At 71.7% G+C, this 18,203-nt stretch carries 24 protein-coding genes and 1 pseudogene; 1 reads left to right on the top strand and 24 read right to left on the bottom strand.

All coding sequences use genetic code 11. The features are described from left to right. Positions 1–21: 21 nt before the first annotated feature. From ABH925_RS30950 to ABH925_RS30860, 19 genes are all read right to left on the bottom strand, one after another. A complete protein-coding gene (locus ABH925_RS30950; protein ID WP_370153329.1) occupies positions 22–786 on the bottom strand; it encodes a hypothetical protein in 765 nt (254 codons plus the stop codon). Further along, positions 783–1,472: a hypothetical protein gene (locus ABH925_RS30945; RefSeq protein ID WP_370153327.1), complete on the bottom strand. Its 690-nt coding sequence runs from the start codon at positions 1,470–1,472 to the stop codon at positions 783–785. Before ABH925_RS30945 ends, ABH925_RS30950 begins: the two co-directional genes overlap by 4 nt. Continuing rightward, entirely contained in the window at positions 1,472–1,702 is a 231-nt protein-coding gene (locus ABH925_RS30940; RefSeq protein WP_370153325.1) for a hypothetical protein, read from the bottom strand. The genes ABH925_RS30945 and ABH925_RS30940 overlap by 1 nt, the downstream gene beginning before the upstream one ends. Then, positions 1,699–2,349 carry an OB-fold nucleic acid binding domain-containing protein gene (locus ABH925_RS30935; RefSeq protein ID WP_370153323.1) on the bottom strand — a complete coding sequence of 217 codons (651 nt, stop codon included), beginning with the start codon at positions 2,347–2,349 and terminating at the stop codon, positions 1,699–1,701. Before ABH925_RS30935 ends, ABH925_RS30940 begins: the two co-directional genes overlap by 4 nt. A gap of 49 nt (positions 2,350–2,398) precedes the next feature. After that, complete coding sequence (locus ABH925_RS30930; protein WP_370153321.1) at positions 2,399–3,766, bottom strand: DNA cytosine methyltransferase; 1,368 nt, start codon at positions 3,764–3,766, stop codon at positions 2,399–2,401. 3 nt (positions 3,767–3,769) lie between these two features. Next, a complete protein-coding gene (locus tag ABH925_RS30925; RefSeq protein WP_370153319.1) occupies positions 3,770–4,360 on the bottom strand; it encodes a hypothetical protein in 591 nt (196 codons plus the stop codon). Continuing rightward, positions 4,350–4,961 (bottom strand): hypothetical protein, encoded by a 612-nt coding sequence (locus ABH925_RS30920; protein ID WP_370153317.1) that lies wholly within the window; start codon positions 4,959–4,961, stop codon positions 4,350–4,352. Before ABH925_RS30920 ends, ABH925_RS30925 begins: the two co-directional genes overlap by 11 nt. 3 nt (positions 4,962–4,964) lie before the next feature. Then, on the bottom strand, positions 4,965–5,270 hold the full coding sequence (locus ABH925_RS30915) for a WhiB family transcriptional regulator (RefSeq protein WP_370153315.1): 306 nt from the start codon (positions 5,268–5,270) through the stop codon (positions 4,965–4,967). After that, positions 5,270–5,641, bottom strand: coding sequence for a WhiB family transcriptional regulator (locus ABH925_RS30910; RefSeq protein ID WP_370153313.1), 372 nt, complete (start codon positions 5,639–5,641; stop codon positions 5,270–5,272). The genes ABH925_RS30915 and ABH925_RS30910 overlap by 1 nt, the downstream gene beginning before the upstream one ends. Then, positions 5,638–6,051 carry a hypothetical protein gene (locus tag ABH925_RS30905; protein ID WP_370153311.1) on the bottom strand — a complete coding sequence of 138 codons (414 nt, stop codon included), beginning with the start codon at positions 6,049–6,051 and terminating at the stop codon, positions 5,638–5,640. Before ABH925_RS30905 ends, ABH925_RS30910 begins: the two co-directional genes overlap by 4 nt. A gap of 37 nt (positions 6,052–6,088) precedes the next feature. Beyond that, a complete protein-coding gene (locus tag ABH925_RS30900) occupies positions 6,089–6,484 on the bottom strand; it encodes an RNase adapter RapZ (RefSeq protein ID WP_370153309.1) in 396 nt (131 codons plus the stop codon). Between the two features lie 38 nt (positions 6,485–6,522). Then, the gene (locus ABH925_RS30895; RefSeq protein WP_370153308.1) at positions 6,523–7,263 is read right to left on the bottom strand and encodes a GGDEF domain-containing protein; all 741 of its coding nucleotides are present in this window, start codon (positions 7,261–7,263) and stop codon (positions 6,523–6,525) included. A gap of 81 nt (positions 7,264–7,344) precedes the next feature. Continuing rightward, positions 7,345–8,286, bottom strand: a complete 942-nt coding sequence (locus ABH925_RS30890; protein WP_370153306.1) for a hypothetical protein — start codon at positions 8,284–8,286, stop codon at positions 7,345–7,347. Positions 8,287–8,386: 100 nt separating this feature from the next. Continuing rightward, entirely contained in the window at positions 8,387–9,385 is a 999-nt protein-coding gene (locus ABH925_RS30885; protein WP_370153305.1) for a hypothetical protein, read from the bottom strand. Between the two features lie 58 nt (positions 9,386–9,443). Next, entirely contained in the window at positions 9,444–10,403 is a 960-nt protein-coding gene (locus tag ABH925_RS30880) for a hypothetical protein (RefSeq protein ID WP_370153303.1), read from the bottom strand. Between the two features lie 101 nt (positions 10,404–10,504). After that, positions 10,505–11,170, bottom strand: coding sequence for a hypothetical protein (locus ABH925_RS30875; protein WP_370153301.1), 666 nt, complete (start codon positions 11,168–11,170; stop codon positions 10,505–10,507). A gap of 95 nt (positions 11,171–11,265) precedes the next feature. Then, on the bottom strand, positions 11,266–11,514 hold the full coding sequence (locus tag ABH925_RS30870) for a hypothetical protein (RefSeq protein ID WP_370153300.1): 249 nt from the start codon (positions 11,512–11,514) through the stop codon (positions 11,266–11,268). A 126-nt stretch (positions 11,515–11,640) separates the two neighbouring features. After that, entirely contained in the window at positions 11,641–12,456 is an 816-nt protein-coding gene (locus tag ABH925_RS30865; RefSeq protein ID WP_370153298.1) for a DUF4097 family beta strand repeat-containing protein, read from the bottom strand. Positions 12,457–12,546: 90 nt separating this feature from the next. Continuing rightward, a complete protein-coding gene (locus ABH925_RS30860; RefSeq protein WP_370153296.1) occupies positions 12,547–12,915 on the bottom strand; it encodes a hypothetical protein in 369 nt (122 codons plus the stop codon). 79 nt (positions 12,916–12,994) lie between these two features. Between ABH925_RS30860 and ABH925_RS30855 the strand changes: the two genes are divergently transcribed. After that, complete coding sequence (locus ABH925_RS30855; protein ID WP_370153294.1) at positions 12,995–13,270, top strand: hypothetical protein; 276 nt, start codon at positions 12,995–12,997, stop codon at positions 13,268–13,270. A 7-nt stretch (positions 13,271–13,277) separates the two neighbouring features. On the opposite strand, the gene ABH925_RS30850 is transcribed toward ABH925_RS30855, so the two are convergent. The 5 genes and pseudogenes from ABH925_RS30850 to ABH925_RS30830 form a co-directional block, all read right to left on the bottom strand. Then, complete coding sequence (locus ABH925_RS30850; RefSeq protein ID WP_370153293.1) at positions 13,278–13,808, bottom strand: hypothetical protein; 531 nt, start codon at positions 13,806–13,808, stop codon at positions 13,278–13,280. 140 nt (positions 13,809–13,948) lie between these two features. Further along, a complete protein-coding gene (locus tag ABH925_RS30845) occupies positions 13,949–14,467 on the bottom strand; it encodes a hypothetical protein (RefSeq protein ID WP_370153291.1) in 519 nt (172 codons plus the stop codon). A 31-nt stretch (positions 14,468–14,498) separates the two neighbouring features. Then, positions 14,499–14,753, bottom strand: coding sequence for a hypothetical protein (locus tag ABH925_RS30840; RefSeq protein ID WP_370153289.1), 255 nt, complete (start codon positions 14,751–14,753; stop codon positions 14,499–14,501). Between the two features lie 99 nt (positions 14,754–14,852). After that, a complete protein-coding gene (locus tag ABH925_RS30835; RefSeq protein ID WP_370153287.1) occupies positions 14,853–15,338 on the bottom strand; it encodes a hypothetical protein in 486 nt (161 codons plus the stop codon). A 2,498-nt stretch (positions 15,339–17,836) separates the two neighbouring features. Further along, positions 17,837–18,052, bottom strand: a pseudogene (locus ABH925_RS30830) (DNA translocase FtsK); the annotation flags it as partial. Between the last annotated feature and the right edge of the window lie 151 nt (positions 18,053–18,203).

Here is an 18,203-nt window from a genome sequence, read left to right as displayed (position 1 = left end):
CGCGGCACGGCCAGGTGGTGTTCAGCGGGGCGGGGTCAGCGTCTTGAAGGCAGCGCGGATGTCGGCTCGGCGCCGCAGCTGCGCCAGGGTCAGCGGGTGGCTCTGGCCGGCGTGCTGGCCGCGCAGGTAGGCGACGTCCTTGCCGAGCTTGGTGCGCATGTGCTGCTCGAAGGTCTCGGCGTCGGCGTAGCGTTCGGGCCAGACCTCCAGCAAGTGGAGCCAGTGGGCCTGCCCGGCGCGGACGCATCTGCCGGAGCAATTTGCGTGGTCAAAGCCGAGGCCGTACATGCGCGGGGGCTCCAGGCCCTCGCGCCGGCACCAGGCCAGCAGGTCGTCCTTGCGCAGGTGCCGGTGCTCGGGCCAGGTCAGCGGGAACTCGGTCCGGTACGGCGCCCACCCGTCGGCGATGGCCGGGATGCGCCCGGGTTCACCGCTGTCGATGCCGACGTACAGGACGCAGGAGTTCGGGTCGGGGAAGTACTCCTCCACCCAGTCGCGTGCGGGCCCGATCTTCAAGATTTTTGAGCACAGCGCCACCCTGTTGTTCGCCAAGAAGCGCTCGTCTTCGAAGACCTGCTCCGGGGTGCGGCCCTCGCAGATCCGCACCACCGGCACACCGAGCTGCTGCTCGGCGTCGCGCAGGAACCGGTAGTTGTCCTCGTCTTCGACCAGGGTGTCGGCGAACAGCAGCAGCATGTTCTCCCGGCCGACCTTCTCGACCAGGAGCTGCGCGACGGCCCAGCTGCCGATGCCGGAGGAGAACTGGACGATGTGCCTGGGACTCACCGGGCCTCGCCCGCGGACAGGGCGCCGACTTCGGCGATGACGGTGGCGTAGGAGTCGACGTGGCCGCAGTCGTTGGTCCAGGTCTGCACCCAGTAGTGGGCACCGTCGTCGACGGAGTTCTGTCCGCGCGGCTCGCCGCGCAGACCACCGCAGGCCGGGCAGCGGGTGGAGATGGTGACCTGCCGGGTCACCGGCGCGGTGGGGCCATGACCCCAGGGGGCTTCGGCGGAGCGGTCCCGCACGGTGACGGTCATCGTGGCGGGGCGCTCGCGCCACTGCTGGACGGCGCTGCGGACCGAGTCGGCCAGCTCGCCGTTCCAGTCGGCGAGGCTGATCATGTGGGCCAGGCGCGCGGCGACGGTGAACGGGGCTGCCCAGGTGTCGATGGTCAGCGGCTCCGCCGGGTCGTTGTCACCGTCCTCGCGGCGCACCGCCCACCGCCATCCGGCGGCGGGGGACCAGAACACCGCCATGCCCTCGGGCATCAGGACGGGGTCGGCGAGCGGGTTCTCGCCGGTCCACAGGAACACCGCGGACAGGGTGGGGCGGCCGTCGTTCTCCCGCTCTTCGGTGGCGGAGGTGCCGTAGGTGTCGGACTCCAGGCCGGCGGCGGTCAGGGCCTGGTCGACGGCGTCGATGTAGGGGTCGTGAGGCAGCGGGGCCGGGTTCAGGTCGGTCATCATCATCAGAGCCGGGTGTCCTTCGGTGTCGGCTGGACCGGTTGGAGGCGGGCCAGTCCCCGGAACGGGCGGATGGTCACGGTGCCGTCGGGGAGCAGCAGTTGGACGTTGCGCGGGGCGTGGGGCCGGGTGCTCACGTGCGGGAACAGCGGGGTGGGCAGGTCGGCGGTGCGCCCGTTCCAGGCGCACAGGACGGTGACCGTCGTGGTGTGCAGCCGGTAGCGGCGGCCGATCACAGCAGCTGGGCGGCGAAGCTGCCGAACAGGCTGATCTGGCCGCGGCTTGCGTTGATCCGCCCGCTGATGCTGAACTCCTCACCCAGGCGCAGCCACAGGTGCACGTGCTGCCAGGTCTTGGGGAAGAAGTGGACCTCCACGGTGGCGGTGCCGTCGTCGACGGTGACGACCGCCCACCGGTTGCCGGCCTTGTTGATGCGCTGGTCGAGGCGGGTGATGGTGCCGGTGATGGACGCCTCGCCCTCGATGCGCCCGGAGGCGAGCAGAGCGCCGATGGTCTCGATCGGCGTGCTGTGCGCCGGTTCGGGCCAGTCGTTGGGGGCCTGGGGCTCCAGCAGCATCGAGCCCAGGGTCTCGACCTGGTCCGCGTCCAGAAGCAGCGCGACGCCGCGCAGGTTGTCGTCGGCGTCGACGCAGCACACCAGGGTGCTGTCGCCGGTGGTGTCGAGGTAGTCGACCTCCCCGGTCCAGCGCACGATCAGCGGCTCGGCCGGGGCGGTGGCGCCGTAGAAGGGGTCTTGGCGGGCGAGGACCCACAGGAGCTGTCGCCAGAAGCTGGCGGCGGCGAAGTCCTCGGGGGTGATCGGCTCGGGGTGCTCGCGGGTGAGTGCTCGCAGGGCACGGCGGGTCAGTGAGTCGGTTCGCACGGATGGTCTCCACTGGTGGGGTGCCGGGTCGGAGATGATCAGGGGCGGGTCAGGCTGCTGTCTCCAGGGCTTCGCCGGTGATGGCCTCGACCAGGGCGGAGACGATGACCTCGGCGACCGGCGGTGTGACGGCGTTGCCGTACTGGCGGACCTTGTCGCCCTTGGAGCCGAAGACCACGTAGTCGGCGGGGAACGCCATCGCGGCGCCGATCTCGTGGGGCTCCAACATGCGGTAGCGGACCTGGTCCAGGCTCATCGCGCCGACCAGGTCGGCGAGGTACCAGCGGTCCTTGGTGGTGATGGTGCCGATGGAGTCCGTGACCGGGCGGGCGTTGCCGTGGGTGTAGTAGGGCACCAGGAGCTGCTGGGCGGGGACCAGGCCGTGGTGGTTCCCCGAGGCGGACACGGTGCCCAGGGGCTGGCTGTCGCTCAGGCGGGAGGACTTCTTCGAGCCGCCGCCGCGCAGCGAGATCCCGAACGAGGGGATGTCCAGGCCGAGGTGGTCCGGCAGTGGGTGGGCGTATTTCGCGATGCCGCGTCGGATCCGGTCCAGGGTGGCGGGGACCAGGGGGTCGCGGCCGTGGGCCTCGCGCTCGTCAATCCGCAGCGCCGGGACGGTCGGGTCGATCGCGGTGCTGGCCGGCGTGATGGCGGGTTCGATGATCCGGTTGCGGCAGGCCGCGTTCGGGCAGCGGTAGTAGTACTGGCCGTAGCGCCCGTAGCTGCCCATGTCGACGGTGGGGTCCTTGAAGACCTGCAACGCGGCGACGTTCACCTCGCAGGTCGGGCAGAAGGCGAGGGGGCGCAGCCACTTGTTCCAGTCCGGGGCGCGGCCCAGTGACTTGAGCCAGTAGGCGAGGTAGAGCCTGTTTCGGTCCTGCGGCGACTTCTTCGACTTGGGGGCGTTGGCGTGCATGCTGTTGAGCGCGATCAGCCGGGAGTCGTAGAGGTCGCCGTTGACCTCCCGGCGCCAGCGCCGCCATTCGTCCCACTTGCGGCACTCCTGAACGTTCTCGACCAGTCCCGCCAGAACAGGCTGGCCGCGCAGCTGCATCGCCTGCAGGTAGCGCGGGACCTCCTCCATGAGTGCGCGGGCCCGGCGGGTCTCCGGGGTGGGCGTGTGCTCCCAGAAGAGCTGCCCCTGGGTGGAGGTGTCGAAGTCGCGGCGCTCCCCACGGGCATTGGACCAGGGCGGGCACACCGGGGACGCGGTGAAGATGTCGGCCCTGGGGAAGGTGGCGATGTCGGCGCGCTCCACGTCGCCGTCAAAGTGGTCGGCGTTCGGGAAGTTCGCCGCGTGGGAGGCGATGGCCTGCTTGTTGTGGTTCGCCGCGAAGATCAGTTCCACGCCGGGGACGCAGGAGGCCCCCTCGCTGGTGCCGCCGACGCCGGCGAACTCGTCGTAGTGGGTGAGCACGGCTCAGGCCTCCTTGGTGGTGGTGCCGCCGCGCTCGAGGCGGCAGGCGTGGCAGTAGCTGCGCCCGTCCGGGCCCCGGCGGCCGTGGGCGCTCTGGTCGTGGCCGTGGCCGCAGCTCTCGGGGGCGGGGCGCATCTGGAGCAGGTCGCGCAGCGCCTGGCGGTCCCGCAGCCGGGTCGCGGTGTCGTCGACGTGCTCGGGGGCGACGCAGTGCAGCAGGCCGCACTCAGCTCGGGCGTAGCCGACGGGATCGCGGCCGGTGCGCTGGCGGAACGCGATGCCGGCGGCGCTGTGGACCTTGCCCTTGTAGTGCAGGACCGGGGTGCGGGAGCCGGTGGAGCGCTCCCCAGTCCACACCAGGTGACCGCCGGTCAGCGGCTGGGTGCGCAGCTCCCATTTCTGGTCCAGGGACAGGGGCTGGAAGGACTGTTTCGGCAGGCCGTGGGCCTGGCGGATGCGGCGGACCGTGGTGCGGGTCAGCTGCAGTCGGTTGCTGATCTCGGTGTCGGTGGTGCCCTGGTGCAGGAGGGCCAGGACGGCGGCCGACTTCGGGTGCGGCCGCCGTCCCGAGGCGGGGAGGGTGTCAGCTGGCATTGGGCTGCGTGGCCTGCCGCCAGGCGTCAACCACGCTGCGCGCAACCACGCCGATCCGGGACACCTCGACGCCGTTGTCGGCTGCCCACTGGCGCACGACCTTTGCGTCGTAGTCGCGCTCCTTCTTCGCCTTGGCGACCTTGGCGGGGGCGGGCTGGAGGGCGGCGAGGCGGTCCGTCAGCTCCTGGCGACGGCGCTCGATCTCGTTGATCTCCGTGGTCAAGGTCGCGATCTCGCTGTCGGTGGCCTGCCTGGTCTGCAGGGCCAGCAGGAGCTGGCGGGCCTGGGCGGCGCTGTCGCGCACCGCGGCGTCCTGGTGGCCGTCGGCCCATCCCAGCAGCCGGGACACCGAGGGAATGCCCAGGCCGGCCGGGGTCTTCGCGGGGGCCTCGCCGACCCAGGCCGGAACGGGGGCGAGGTGGGCGGCGGTGGTGCTGGGGACGGGGGAGCCGGGGGTCAGGCCGTTGAGCTCGGCCAGGGCGACGACCTCGCCCATGGTCAGGCCGGTGGACTCGGCCACGAACTTCGGCGCGGTGCCGGAGCGCAGCTGCTCCAGCGCGGTCTCGGTGGTGGTGTCGACGGGGGCGGTGGCGGTGGTCATGGGCTACTCCGGATCCGTGTCGGTGGTGGTCGTGTAGTAGGTGTCGCGCAAGAACTCGCGGCGCTCGGGCGTCGTGGCGGCCCAGATGCCGTGGGAGGTCTCGAAGGGGTGGTCCAGGGAGTAGGCCAGGCAGGCCAGTTGCCGCGGGCAACGCCGGCAGGCCCGGACAGCGTCGCCGTTGTGGTTGCTGAACCAGTCCTCGGGGTCGGTGCCGCTCTCGCGGCACGGCTCGGTGCCGGTCAGTAGCGGGTACGGGGACAGCGGCAGGCCGAGCCGCTTGGCCAGGGCGACGGTGGCGTTGATCCCCATCACTGCCCCTGGAGCTTGGTGACGGCGGTGGCGTAGGCGGCGCGGTAGGTGTCGTCAACGCGGGCGGCGCCGACGCGGGCGGTGACCTGGGTGCGCAGTGCTTTGCGCTGGCGGGGTGTGGTCGCGCCCCAGATGCCCTCCCTGGCGAGGGCCGGGTTGGCCAGGGCCCAGACCAGGCAGACCGGTGCCAGCGGGCAGTGGCGGCACTCCCACAGGGCGGCGCGGACCTCGGGCTGGTCCTGGCGGTAGGTGTCGTGGAAGAACTCGGTGGGCCGGTTGTGGCAGGGCTCGGTGCCGGTGAAGGCGGGCAGCGGCACGACGTGCTCGACCACCAGGTCGGGGTTCGGGGATCCGGTGCGGGGCCCGCTCACCGCAGTTCTCCGGGGTGGTTGGCCAGGGGGCGGGCGAGGTCGGGGTCGATCGGCAGCCAGGCCTCCAGCTCGTAGAACTGGGCGAGGTCGTGCAGCTCGACCTCGCTCTCGACACCGGCGAGGGGGCCGTCGACGGGCACGACGACGGCGATCGTGTTGTAGGAGTCGCGCCGCTTGACGGCGAAGCGGCTCACCAGCAGGCCGGCGGCGAGCTCGGGGCGGGCGACCCAGACCTGTCCGGGGGCGGCGATGAAGCGCGGGTTCCCGTCGGCGACGGTCTCGCAGGCGAGCCGGAACGCGGTCCGGGCGGGGAGCCGGTCGCTGTACTCCAGCTCGGCGGCGATCTGCAGGACCAGGGTCGCGGCGGCCTCGCCGCCGATGATGCTGTCGATGGGCGTTGCGTAGGACATGGCGGACCTCGTTCTGTACGGGGCGGCAGGTGGGGGTTCAGCGGTCGACGACGGGGCGCTCGAGGTCGCGGTCGACCAGGTCGACGGTCAGGGCCGGGTTCTCCAGCAGTCGCTGGACCAGGAGTCGGGCCACAGCACCGGCACGATGGCGACCCCCGGCGCAGCCCACCGCGACCGTGACCGGGCCGGTGGTGGGGCCGGAGCGGAACGCGGTGACGGCGGCGGCCAGCGCGGTAACCAGGTCGGTGATGCCGGGAGTGGCGGCCACCGCGTCGCGGACCTCCTGGTCGCGGGCGGTCAGGTAGCGCAGGGCCGGGTTGACGTGCGGGTCGCGGAAGTGGTGGCGCAGGTCGACGACCAGGTGCGCGGCCGGGGGCTCGCCGTGCAGGTAGCCGAAGGAGGTGACGGTGATGTCGACGGGCGGGCAGGACACAGCGGTGCCTCAGCTCTCGTGCTGGAAGGGGAGGTTTGTCAGGCAGCGCTGGGCAGGCCGGTGACGGCGCCCGGGGTGGTGCGGCGGAGCAGGCCGTGGGCGAGGTGCAGCGGCGTGGGGAAGCGGCGGCCGCGGCGGCCGCGGCGCTTGATCTGGTACATCGCGGTGTCGGCGACGGCCAGGGCCTGGGTCAGCGTGGGCTCGGCCAGGTCGACCTGGCGCACGCCGCCGATGGAGACGCGGACCGGCAGCAGCTGGCCGTGGTGCTCGACCGGGCGGGACAGGACGGTGCCGAGCTTCTCGATCCGCTCGGTCAGGTCCCCGTGGTCGGTGACCGCGGCAACGAACTCGTCTCCGCCCAGGCGGCCCGCGTGGCCGGCGGGGCCACACCAGTCGGCCAGACGGGCGGCCGTCGCCACCAGGACGGCGTCCCCGGCGGCGTGTCCCAGGGTGTCGTTGGTCTGCTTGAAGCCGTCCAGGTCCAGCAGCAGGACCGCCGCGGTGCCGGCGGCGAGCAGCTGCTCGGCCTTGGCGGTCCAGGCGGCGCGGGTGTCCACGCCGGTGAGCGGGTCGCGGCGGGCGATCTGGAGGCGCTGCAGGAGCTGGTCGCGTTCGGCGAGCAGCTGCTCGGTGAGCGGCAGCAGGGTGTCCAGGTCGCGGTGGAGCTGCCATCCGGCGTGGACGGCCTGGTCGGAGTCGACGCCGTGACCCAGTGCACGGGAGTAGATGCGGAGGTCCTGGCGGGTGCGGGCTATGACGGCGGTGGTGTCCGGTGTCATGGTGGTGGTCCCTCTCCTTGATGGGGGTTGGGATCCGGGAGCGGCCGAGGCCGGCAAGCAGTCGGCCGCTCCCGGGCCGGGTTAGAACGGGGGCTCTTCGCCCACGGCCCAGCCCCAGGGCTGGGGCTGCAGCTGACGCTTGACCAGGTCGACGGGCGGCGCGTATGCGGCGGCCTCTGCCCCGACCTCCGCGCAGTCCCAGGTGCAGAACGGGCCGTCGCAGCCGGAGTGGTAGTACGGTGCGCCGCAGTTCTCGCACTCGTTCTCGACGCCGTCATAGTCGTCCGCGTCGCCGAAGTCGACCTCGTCCAGGTACTCGGGGCCGGCCTCCTGCGTCAGGTAGACCGACGCGGGAGACTCGTAGCAGGTGCTGCACAGGTCCACCAGGGGGCTGGACATCCACCAGCAGCCGCCCAGGCAGGGGGTGTGCTCGGTGCATCCACAGTCGGCGCAGATCGGGCCGCTGCGGCCAGTGGCTTCGTCCAGCAGCGCCTGGAGCCGGTCGCTGCGGCCGTACTCGGGGTCGACCACAGCGAACTGGTACGCGCCGGTCACCGCGTCGACGGCGGCGGGGTGGCAACCGCGCAAGATCAGGGCCAGGTCACCGTGGTCCAGGGGGCGGCCGAACGTTGTGAACGGCCTGCCCTGGTCGAGGGTGACGATGTAACCGTCCGCGGTCTCGAATGACTTGCCGTTCACGTGCAGGGCCGTCAGGAGGCCCGCCGATTCGGCGAGCCTGGACATGCGGCACATCAGCCGGACATCGGTGGTGAACCCTTCGACGCCCGCGCGCTGCCGAACGTCGTCGGTGATCAGGCCGGGCTGGGAGCCGATGGTGAGGTATCCGGCCCGGTTGCACGCGGCCAGGGTCTCGATCAGGTCGGCGGTCTCGGGGTCGGGTCCGCAGCGCGGCTGGTAGCCGGGCTGGGAGCCGATGTCGCCCTCCAGCCAGCGAGCCATCAGGTCGGCCAGGTCCTGCACGGTGGCGGCGCTGCGCCACAGGCGGCGTTCGGAGCGCTTCATCCAGGGGAGTTTCATCTGTCCTCGTCTCTGGTCCTGGTCCCGGGCGGCCGCCGTGGTGTGCCGGTGGCCGGCCGCCCGGGTGCGGGGAAGTGGCGCTGCGTCAGCCGACGGCGACGGGCTGGCGGGCGGGGGAGAGGGTGACCGGGTCCGGGCCGTCGGGGTGCTCGAAGGCGTCGACGTCGTCGGCGTGGAAGATGAACTCCTCCGTGTCGGCGATTTCCAGGACGCTCTCGCCGATCAGTTCGGCGGCCTGCTCCAGCAGCGCGACCGCGTCGGCCAGCTGGTCGGCAGCGCCCTGCTGGCCGTCCACTTCCTGCAGCTGGTAGGCGAGGTCGCGGACCCAGTCGGCGACCTCGGTGGCCGGGCTGGCGTAGCGCAGGGTCTCCAGCAGCAGCTGCGCGGGGACCTGGTCGGAGCAGACATGGTCGTGGTGGTCCTCGGCGCGGCCGACCATGTCCCAGGGCTGGAGCTGCGGGGCGAGCGCCGGCCGGGCCGCGGGGAGCTGGCCAGCGCGGTGAAGGCGGACGGCTTCGCGGATCGGTGCTTCGGCCTGGTAGGCGGCGAGTTCATGCTCGGCGACGATCAGGTCGGCCTGGGCGAGGTCGAGGCGGCTGTGTTCGGCGACCTTGTAGTTGTGGCGCAGGTCGGCGATGTACCGGGCGGAGCCGTCCGGGGTGGTGAGCTGGGTGGCGTGGACCAGCTCGTGGCCGAGCACGTCGACCAGCTGGTCCGTGGTCATGTCGCGCAGCCTCTGGGGGTTGACTGCGATCCAGGCGGCATCGTGGCGGTACAGGGCAGTGCGCGCTTCGGCCCGGGCCAGGCCGCGCCAGTTGGTGGCGACGTGCTGGAGAAGGCGGAGCGGGTTCTGGCGGCCGATCAGGTGGCGGTGCAGGATCGCCTCCATCTTCCAGGCGGAGCTGGAGAGAGTGGAGATCGAGAGGAATGTGAACGGGACGTCGGTGCCGGTGGCGTGGGCGACGGCGGGGATCAGGTGCTCGGCCAGGGCGCTGACGGCGTCGACCAGGTGGCGGTCGCGGCGGGCGTGCCAGGGGTCGGCGAGGATCATCAGGTCGGGGTGGCTGGTCGGGGTCAGGGGCATGGCGGAGCTCCGTTCGGCTGAGCCGGTGGATGGGGTGGTGGTGGAACGGATCGGGGTATCAGTCGCCGGTCGACCGGTGCAGGTCGAAAAATCCCTGAGGATCGAAGTCGTCCTCGTCCCAGTCGACGTCGGTGCCCGAGAGCCGGTCGTTGAGGCTGCGAGCCAGGGTGTGGGCTTCTGCCAGGGTCGGGCGGCCGTTGTCGGGCACAGTGCCGAGCTCGTGCATGGTCCAGGTGCGCGGTGCTTCGCCAGTCGCACGAGTACGGGAGCGGGAGCGCAGGACGGCAAAGGTGTCGTCGCGTCCGGGGGTGACGTAGTGGTGGACGCTGACAGTGACACCGGGCAGCCCGGGGTGGGTGAAGTGGCGGCTGTAGGTGCTGCCGAGTACCGGGTAGCCGCTGCCGCCCAGGTCGGCGTCGTGGGTGGTGGGGCCGCTCGGGGACCAGCGGTACTGGTCACGCCCGCTGAAGCGGTCGAGGACCGCACGCAACTCCGCGTTGGTGTCGCAGATCAGCGTCGCCTGCCACAGGTTCCCGAGCTCGTGCAGGGCCTGACCGGTGTGGCGGGCCAGGCGCTTTGCGAAGCGCTGAAGAGTGAACGCCTGCCCCAGGAAGGCGGGGGCATCGGGCTCCTCCAGGTCCAGAGGACCCCGGTGGAAGGCGCTGCGGGGCACGCTGCGCATGGAACTGGGACGGTCGATGTGGTGAACGACCGGTTCGATTCCATCAGCGCGGGCTGCGGCCGTCAGCCGGTTGAGGACTGCCTGGTCCAGGCCGATGCCCTGGACCACGGGGCGGCAGTTCTCGGTGGCGGTGCTCCCGTTGGTCGGGAGATAGCCGGAGCGGCTGGACCAGGCCAGGGAGCGGGCAACCGCGAGTTGCTCAGCGTGCCGGTGGCGCGGGTGCCAGGACTCGCCGGGGTCGGGGTGGCTGAACTCCTCATCGGTGCTACGGCACAGGTCCACGAACGTAGGACCGGAACACCTCCAGGCCCGGTACGAGGGGAAGTCGAAGAGCATGGCGAGGCTCCATTCGGCTGAGCCGGAGAAGGGGGAAAGGCAGGGGCGCGTCACACCGGGCGCGTTAGCCGGGTTAAGGCCCGGCGGTGGGTTGGTGGTGGCTACTGGCCGGACACGACGTGCCAGAAGGCGCGGTCGGTGGCGGTGCCGGAGTTGCGCAGGACGTCTTCGGCGCTCGCGGCGGTGTCGGGGTTCACGCGCTGGCGGGCCTGGAGTGCGTCGATGATCTGGTAGGCGTACTCGGTGGACTCGGCCTTGATCTTGGCTGTCTGCTCGCGGGAGGTGGCCTTGCGGTCGGCGATGTCGTAGTCGGCCTGGCGTTCCATGGAGCGCAGGGCGTAGGTGCGCTGGGCTGCGAGGCGGGCCTCCTTGGCCTTGCGCCAGTGGTCGTTGGCCAGGGCGTAGATGCCGGCGGTGACGATGACCCACAGGATCAACGGCAGTGGCCAGGTGGCGCTGTAGGCGGTGGCGGCGACGACCGAGCACACGCCGGCTCCGGCGAATCCGACCACCGAGGCGGTGGTGGAGCCGTTCTGGCCCAGTGCGCTGATGCCGCCGGTGATGCCGCTTCCGGCTGCCAGGGCAATCATCAGGGCAGCGTCGCCGACGCTGTGCCGGGCACCGTTCTCGTTCCAGTAGCGGGCCAGGGCCAGGACGGTGGTGGTGGTGATCGCGGGGGCGAAGCGGCCGAAGTTCTCCCAGGCCAGGTGGACGATGCTGGCAGTGGTGGGGAGCTGACCGGGAGCCGGGGGCTGCTGGGTGTTCATCGCGGTGCCTTCCTTGTCGGGTTCGGTCTGCTCGCTTCCCCGCGTCCGGGCCGACCCGCCCCAAAGGGGGCGAGGCGGTCCGGCACGGCCAGTCGTCAGGCCGGAGGGGCGTACTTCTTGAGCTGGGTGCGGATGGTCTCGCGGGTGACGCCGAGGGCGTCGGCGATGTCCTTCTGGATGCCGAAGTAGCTGTCGTCGCCGTTGATCTCGGCAGCGATCGCGGTCCAGAACTGGGTCTCGATGGCCTCGATGGCCTCGGTCTTGCGCTGGTCACGGTCGGTGCTGGCCTGGGCGAGTCGGGCTTGCAGGGCGCTGAGCTGCTCAGGGGTGGGGCGGGGGCTCATGATCGGCTCCTCGTGGTGCTGGTTGCGGGATGATGTGGTCACCCGCCCCTGTCGGTTCGATCGGGTGTCGGTGGGCCCGGGACGGCCGGTTGAGTTTGGCGACCTGGCGGCCGTCCCGGGGCGACGTCAGCGAATGCGCTTGCGCCCGCTGACGGTGCTGGCGCGGACGTCCAGGGCGGCGCTGCCGCGCAGGTCGACGTCGCCGGAAACGCTGGTGGCCTGGAGTCGGCCGGCGGCCCGGGCGGTTGCGGTGATCTCGACGTCGCCGGAAACGGTGGTGACCTGGGCGTCGCTGCCCTCGTACCGGTTGACCTCGATGTCGCCGGAGACGCTCTTGACGCTCAGCAGCGCGCTGACGCGGGACACGTCGACGTCGCCGGAAGTGGTGGAGACGGTGAGCTGGTCGATGTCGCCGCCGGTGATGTCGCCGCTGATGGAGGTGAAGTGCACGGCGGCCAGGTGGCCCCGGGCCTCCAGGTCGGCGGAGACGGTCTTGAGGCGCAGCGCGGCGGGGATGGGCAGGAAGACCAGGACCTCGATCTCGCTGCTGCCGATCGTGGTGCCGTCGCCGAGGGTGACCCGGCTTCCGGCACCGAAGGTCATGGTGCCGTCGCTGCCGATGGTCAGTCCGGTGATGCGCTGACCGGCGTGGACGGTGCCGATGGTCTGGGTGACGATCACGTTCCCGTTGCTGCTGCGCCGGACGGTGTTCTGCGTGGTGGAGCGGATCTCGGGGACGCGCACCATCAGGGTGCCGTCGCTCTCGTTGCTGAACCGGGTGGCGTTGACGGCGTCGGCCGAGACGCCGGTGTCGTCCTTGGTGCGGACCACGACCATGGCGGCGGTGAGCTTGGGGTCGGCGCTGACGCGGACCGTGCCGGTGGGGCTGTTCAGGTCGACGGGGCCGAGGTGGACGGCGGTGAAGGTGCGCTCGGTGGTCATGTGCTGCCTCTCGGGTTGTGGTTCGGGTGGTCGGTGGGCCCGGGGCGGGCGGCTGAGTTTGGCGACCTGGTGCCCGCCCCGGGGGCGGGGTCAGACGGCGACGCGGCGCGGGCGCAGGAACAGCCCGATCAGGTAGGCGAAGATGCTGGTGAGGGTGGCCTGGGCGACGAACGCGAGCATCCAGACGTTGATGTGGTGCTGGTTCAGGTAGATCACGTTGCCGATCGCCAGGGCGACGGCGATGAGGCCGAACAGCAGCGTGGCGATCGCCCGGGTGGTGGTCATCGGCTTGAGGCCGCGGGCGACCAGCTCCAGCTCGCCGGGCGTCACGGTGACCGGGGTCGTGCCGGCCACGCGCAGCGAGACGAGGTTTCCGCTGGCGTGGTGGGCCACGCCGAGGACGGTGCCGAGGGTCTGCGAGCGGGTGATGCGGACGACGTCGCCTATGCCGAGCAGCATGGTGTTTCCCCCTTCGGGTGGCGGTCCCTGGTTGGGCCCGCTCCATAAGAATGCCAAATCCAACTTGGCCTGTCTAGTCTTGGCCAAGCACTACTTTGCTTTTGTGTGGCTGGGTGTCGGACGGGGTGCAGAGGTGCTGGTCACCGTGGGGCTGGGGCTGGTGGCGGGTATCGGGGCGAGGTCCTGGACTGCGCAGCCGCTGCCGATCCACAGCCCCAGGACCAGCCCCACGACGGTGCAAAACCAGGCCTTGTGGCGCGCCCACCAGTCGGGCGGCGGAGGTTCGGTCATCACGGCGATGACCTTCGGTTTCGATGCCAAGCGGGTCCAATCCGTTGTGGGTCGTCGCAGGTGAGGGGCGGTCAGGAGGAGCGGAGGGCCAGGTCGGCGGCGGGGGAGGGGACGCTGCCGCAGTCGCCGGGGCACGGGGTCCGGTCCAGCTGCTCCAGGAGCAGGGCCAGGTCCTCCTCATCGCCGGGCACCACCTTGCTGCCGAGCAGCTGGGGGCCGTGGTGCGGGTCGCGGGAGTGCTGGACCCAGTGGGTGCGGTAGCCGCCGTGCAGGTCGCAGGGGGTGACCAGCAGCAGCCGGTGCACGATCGGGTCGTAGTCCCAGACGGAGAGCAGCAGCCAGGTGCTGTCGCCGAGGTAGGCGACGGCCAGCTCGGGGTACCAGTCGCGGCGCGAGCCGTCGCGGCGCGCCTCATGAAAGGGGGTCCAGTGGTCCGGGCCGGGCACGAGCGGGGCCAGGGTCGTGGAGTAGGCCGCGGCGATGTGGTCGGCTGCGGTCTGGGCGATGCGGCGCAGGACGCGGTCGGGTTCGCGATCGGCGTTGCTCACCAGCCAGTCGGCGCACAGGTAGCGCAGCGTCCGGGCGGGGGTCGGCGTGGTCATAGCGGACCTTCCAGGTCGGTGGAGCTGGGAAGAGTGAGGCGCGTCCGGTGCCGGGGTCGGTGCCTCGCCGGCACCGGACGCGGGATCAGGGGCAGGGGCGCCAGCCGCATCCGGGGGCGGCCCTGCTTCCGCGGAGCGGGTCAGTTGGTGCGGCCGGAGCGGATGCTGCCCCAACTGCTGCGCTGGCGGCCGCGGTCGACGGGTGCCCCGGAGGCCTGGCGGTCACCGCCGGCCGTGGTGTCGCCGTCGGGGTCGGCCTCGGCGGCTCCGGGGCCGCCGTGCTCGGGCGGGTCCTGGTCGGCGGGCTGCTCGGTGATCGTGCGTCCGTCCAGCAGGTCCTGGGCGTAGTCGCCGTCGGGGTCATCGCCGTGCAGGAAGGCGAGGTAGTCCAGGAGCTGGGTCTGGGTGAGCCGGGACTCGTCGTGCTGCTCGTGGCGGCAGTTGGGGCAGGTGACGGTGACGGTGTCGCCGGGAACGTCGGTGGTCTCCAGCAGCAGGCCCTTCTCGGCGCCGCAGACCGTGCAGTCCAGATAATCGCCGCCGAAGCCGAAGCGCCCGATCTCGACCATTGCGGTGCCGGGCAGGAGCATGCGCCCGGTGACGGTCAGGGCTATCGGCTCCCAGGGGCCGGTGTTGCCGCGGGGCGGGGTGTGCGCCATGGCGCGGTCCTTTCAGGTAGCGGTGAGCTGGTCAGAAGTGGATGGAGCCCAGCCAGCCGAAGGCGGTGTTGATGAGCGCACGGGCCGGTCCGCCCATGGAGGAGGCGGCGATGGCGACGCCGGTGGCGGTGAACAGCAGCGCGTGCCAGACCTTGGCCGTGCTGCGCCAGACCACGGCGATCGTGACGGCGGTGAGCAGCAGCGGGACGGACAGGGCGATGCGCTGGTCCCCGCCGGCTGCGGTGGGGGCGACGGTGGTGATGGCGAGGATGAGGTGGCGGTGCACGGGGGCCTCCAGCTGCCGGGTTCGGTGCGGGGTCGGGCGCGCCCGGTGCCGGGGGGCGGTGCTGCTCCGGCACCGGGCGCGCGTTGGTGGGTGTGCTGGTCAGGCGGCGCGCTTGGGGCATTTGATGGATCCGGCGAAGGTGCCGTCGGGGTGGTGCTTGGGGATCACGCCGGTGCCCTTGCAGTACTGGCAGGTGGCGTGGGAGGGCTTCTTCGGCGGAAGGGCGGAGCGCTTGCCCTCCTTGCGGCGGCGCCATGCCTCGCCGGTGGCCAGGGCCGCCCGGCGGGCCTGCTTGGCGGCCAGGCGGGCGGCAGGTCGCGCTGCCCTGCCTGCGACCAGGCTGATGGTGATGCCGAGCGCGGCCAGCGAGCTGATGGGGTGGCGGCGGATCCACTTCAGGTGCTGGGACAGCCGCTGGGCGCGTGCGCCGCCCAGGGGCCCGGTCTTCTTCTTCGCGCTGCGCTTCTTGCCGCCGGCGGGGCGGTCGGCGGGCTTCTTCGGCTGGGCCGGGCGCTTCGGGGCGGCGGTGGGCTTCTTGGCTGGTGCCTTCTTCGCGGGGGCCTTGCTGGTGCTGGTGGGGGCCATCTCGGGCTCCTTTTCATGATCGTCAGCACGGGCTCTACATTCCGGCATTTGGTGCGTATCGGATGCTCTACGTCGCTCTACTTCGGTGTCATCGCAGGTCAGAGCCCTCTACGTGCCGCTCTACGCGGTCTCTCGCTCGTCTCTACGTAGAGCCGGGTCGGCACGTAGAGCGGCAGGTAGAGGGGTGGTTCGTCCTGTTATGTGGTGGTCTGGTCGGTGTTGAGAGCATTGAGAATGTCCTCAATGCGCACTCCGGTGCGCGGACCCTCGACACCCGAGACCCGGACCGAACCGGAGGTGGCGACCCCGGCGGCCTTCAGCAGCGAGGACAGGTCCCCGATCTGCCAGCCCGCGCAGCGGTCCGGGACCTGCTCGGCCAGCCAGGCGGCGAGGGTGTCCAGGTGGGCCTGGCCCGCACTCTTGCGACCGGGCGAGCCGACCGCACCGATGCCCTTGGCGACCGCTTCCAGCACGCTGCGGACCCCCTCGTCCAGGTCCGCCCCGCCGGCCACCGACGGGACGGCGTCGACGGGCTGGACGCGCGGCCGGTCGGGCAGGGTGACCTTCGCCGCCTTCAGCGAGCGCTTGTCCACCGCCGGAATGCCGGCCTCGGCCCGGGCCGCCCCGCGCCGCGCCGCTTCCTTGGAGTCCAGGGGGTAGGAGCGGTGCAACAGCGGCTCGCGGGAGCCGCCGCCCATGACGTAGAAGCAGCCGACGTCGGAGTCCTCGACCGGGGTGCCCTCCACGTGCGGGTGCAGCCGGTCCGGGCGCCACCCCGCTCCGATCGCGCCGCCGCCGAAGACCAGCGGGACGTCGGTGCCGCGGCACGGGAGCATGATGCGGATCGCCACGTTCGCCGCGATCGCGTCCCCGAGCGTGGCCTCGGTGCCGTCCAGGGAGCCGATGACCAGCGACACCCGGCTCTTGCGGCCGACGTCGAGAATCGCGACGGCCAATTCCTTGGACCGCTTGGAAAGGGATTTGAATTCGTCGATGAGCAGCACGATCGCGGGCTCGCTCGGCGAGGGGACCCAGTTGTCGCCGTGGCCCCACGGCACCAGGTTCTGCGCCCGGGCGTCCGCGATGGCCAGGGCGTCGGCCAGGGCCTGCTCGATGTCGGGCATCACCTTCTCGCCCTTGTCGTTCAGGCCGCTGCTGCGGGCCCGGCGGGCGACCGCCGCGCCCAGGGCGTCCAGGCCCGCACCGGAGGCGTCCAGGTCCCAGACCTGGGCGTCCTCGCAGTTGCTGACCCGCTCGCCGATCCCGCGCAGCACCACCGACTTGCCCGATCCGGAGGAGCCGACGACCAGGACGTGGGTGCCCATGAACACGACCTCGAACGGCACGCCGTCCATGCGCTTGGCGAACAGCAGCGGGTCGCTGATCTTCGAGCACCCCGGGTTCTGCCGGGGCAGGACGCCCATGTTGGAGAAGGGGTCGCGCTGGACCAGGCGCAGGGTGGCCCGGGCTCGCTCGCTGCGGTGCGGCTGGACCAGGAGCCGGTCCTCGCCCAGGCCGAGCGGGGTCTCCAGGTTGGAGGCCTTGGAGACGATCTGGTCCGGGGTACCGGACTTGAGCTTGACGGTGACCTCCCAGCCCCAGCGGTGCCGGTGCGGGTCGGTGACCTCCGCGACGACGATGCCGTTCGCGCCCAGAACGCGGCGCACGCAGTCCACGGCCTCGGCCCGGGTGCGGGCCTCGCGGATCGGGAACGGGTCGTCGTCGGCGACCGGCGCCATGAACAGCTCGCCGTTCTCGTCGACGACCGCGACGTGGCGGCGCACCCGCTGGGCGATCGCGCCGACCCCGACCAGGGTGGTGACCATCATCAGCATCGCGAAGCCCCAGTCCCCGGGCGGCACCCAGCCCACCCAGCCCGGGGTGTTCGCGTGGACCAGGACCGTCTCCACCGTCAGCGCGATCGCCGCGGCGAGCAGCAGCCCCGACGCCTTCAGGGAGCGGCGCTTGCGCTCCTTGCGGAGCACCTGGGCGGCGGCCTTGATCCGCATCCGGTCCTTGACCTTCGCGCCGCGCAGCTCGTGCAGGACCGCGGCGTCCTCGGTCGCGTAGATCCACTTCGCGACGTCGGAGGCCAGGTGGGCGTAGTAGCGGCCGGCGTGCGGGACCTGGCCCACGGTCAGCTTCGCCGCGTACACCGGCGAGTGGGTGAAACCGTGCCACGCCAGGTGCCGGACGTCGTGGTACAGGTCCACGACGGCCTGCTTGAAGTCGGCACCGGTGAAGATCCCGGGCACGCCCGGCAGGTCCCGGGTGCGCGTACGCCACCCCGGCTCCCAGTCCTCGTCCTCGTCGTCGGTGTCACCCCCTGCGGTCGTGTCGTCCTCGTCGTACAGCTCGGTGCCGTCGTCGTCCTCGTCGTCGACACCTGCGGGGCGGGCGTCCTCGGGGGCCTTGCCGAAGCCGACCGGCGCGTACACCGAGTCCTGCGGCCCCTCCGATCCGTCGCGCTGCGCCGGGAACGCGAGGACCTGGGCGTCGGGCTCGCCGAGGCGGGCCAGGATGAAGTCCAGCTCCGCTGGCGAGGCCAGCACCTCCCGGGCCTTGGACCCGTCCACGGGTCCGACGATGTTGCGGTTCTCCATCTCCGCCAGCAGCCGCTGCGCCATCTCGAAACCGATCCGCAGCTTGCGCTGCAGCATCGAAGCGGACCCGAACTGGGTACTGACGACCAGTTCCACGGCCTGGTGCAGGAGGGTGGCGCGCTGCGCGGCACCACCGGGGCCTTCGACATTGATCTCCGTCATGCTGGTGCTGCTCCTTCAAGGGGGGAATGGGCGGGGCCGGGAGTGTGCTGGCAGGCGGGACCGGCCCCGCCCCTGCGGAAATGGCGTAGGGGAGCGTGGG

The sequence above is a fragment of the Streptacidiphilus sp. EB129 genome (assembly GCF_041262645.1).
Classification (GTDB): Bacteria; Actinomycetota; Actinomycetes; order Streptomycetales; family Streptomycetaceae; genus Streptacidiphilus.
Note: the sequence above shows the minus strand (reverse complement) of the source record. Positions and strands in the feature narration are given on the sequence as shown.

What these genes read in the sequence shown, in the direction of transcription:
- ABH925_RS30945 (WP_370153327.1), bottom strand. Translation starts at nt 1,472, where the DNA reads ATGATGATGACCGACCTGAACCCGGCCCCGCTGCCTCACGACCCCTAC.
- ABH925_RS30925 (WP_370153319.1), bottom strand. Translation starts at nt 4,360, where the DNA reads ATGCCAGCTGACACCCTCCCCGCCTCGGGACGGCGGCCGCACCCGAAG.
- ABH925_RS30920 (WP_370153317.1), bottom strand. Translation starts at nt 4,961, where the DNA reads ATGACCACCGCCACCGCCCCCGTCGACACCACCACCGAGACCGCGCTG.
- ABH925_RS30915 (WP_370153315.1), bottom strand. Translation starts at nt 5,270, where the DNA reads ATGGGGATCAACGCCACCGTCGCCCTGGCCAAGCGGCTCGGCCTGCCG.
- ABH925_RS30905 (WP_370153311.1), bottom strand. Translation starts at nt 6,051, where the DNA reads ATGTCCTACGCAACGCCCATCGACAGCATCATCGGCGGCGAGGCCGCC.
- ABH925_RS30895 (WP_370153308.1), bottom strand. Translation starts at nt 7,263, where the DNA reads ATGACACCGGACACCACCGCCGTCATAGCCCGCACCCGCCAGGACCTC.
- ABH925_RS30890 (WP_370153306.1), bottom strand. Translation starts at nt 8,286, where the DNA reads ATGAAGCGCTCCGAACGCCGCCTGTGGCGCAGCGCCGCCACCGTGCAG.
- ABH925_RS30885 (WP_370153305.1), bottom strand. Translation starts at nt 9,385, where the DNA reads ATGCCCCTGACCCCGACCAGCCACCCCGACCTGATGATCCTCGCCGAC.
- ABH925_RS30880 (WP_370153303.1), bottom strand. Translation starts at nt 10,403, where the DNA reads ATGCTCTTCGACTTCCCCTCGTACCGGGCCTGGAGGTGTTCCGGTCCT.
- ABH925_RS30875 (WP_370153301.1), bottom strand. Translation starts at nt 11,170, where the DNA reads ATGAACACCCAGCAGCCCCCGGCTCCCGGTCAGCTCCCCACCACTGCC.
- ABH925_RS30870 (WP_370153300.1), bottom strand. Translation starts at nt 11,514, where the DNA reads ATGAGCCCCCGCCCCACCCCTGAGCAGCTCAGCGCCCTGCAAGCCCGA.
- ABH925_RS30865 (WP_370153298.1), bottom strand. Translation starts at nt 12,456, where the DNA reads ATGACCACCGAGCGCACCTTCACCGCCGTCCACCTCGGCCCCGTCGAC.
- ABH925_RS30860 (WP_370153296.1), bottom strand. Translation starts at nt 12,915, where the DNA reads ATGCTGCTCGGCATAGGCGACGTCGTCCGCATCACCCGCTCGCAGACC.
- ABH925_RS30850 (WP_370153293.1), bottom strand. Translation starts at nt 13,808, where the DNA reads ATGACCACGCCGACCCCCGCCCGGACGCTGCGCTACCTGTGCGCCGAC.
- ABH925_RS30845 (WP_370153291.1), bottom strand. Translation starts at nt 14,467, where the DNA reads ATGGCGCACACCCCGCCCCGCGGCAACACCGGCCCCTGGGAGCCGATA.
- ABH925_RS30835 (WP_370153287.1), bottom strand. Translation starts at nt 15,338, where the DNA reads ATGGCCCCCACCAGCACCAGCAAGGCCCCCGCGAAGAAGGCACCAGCC.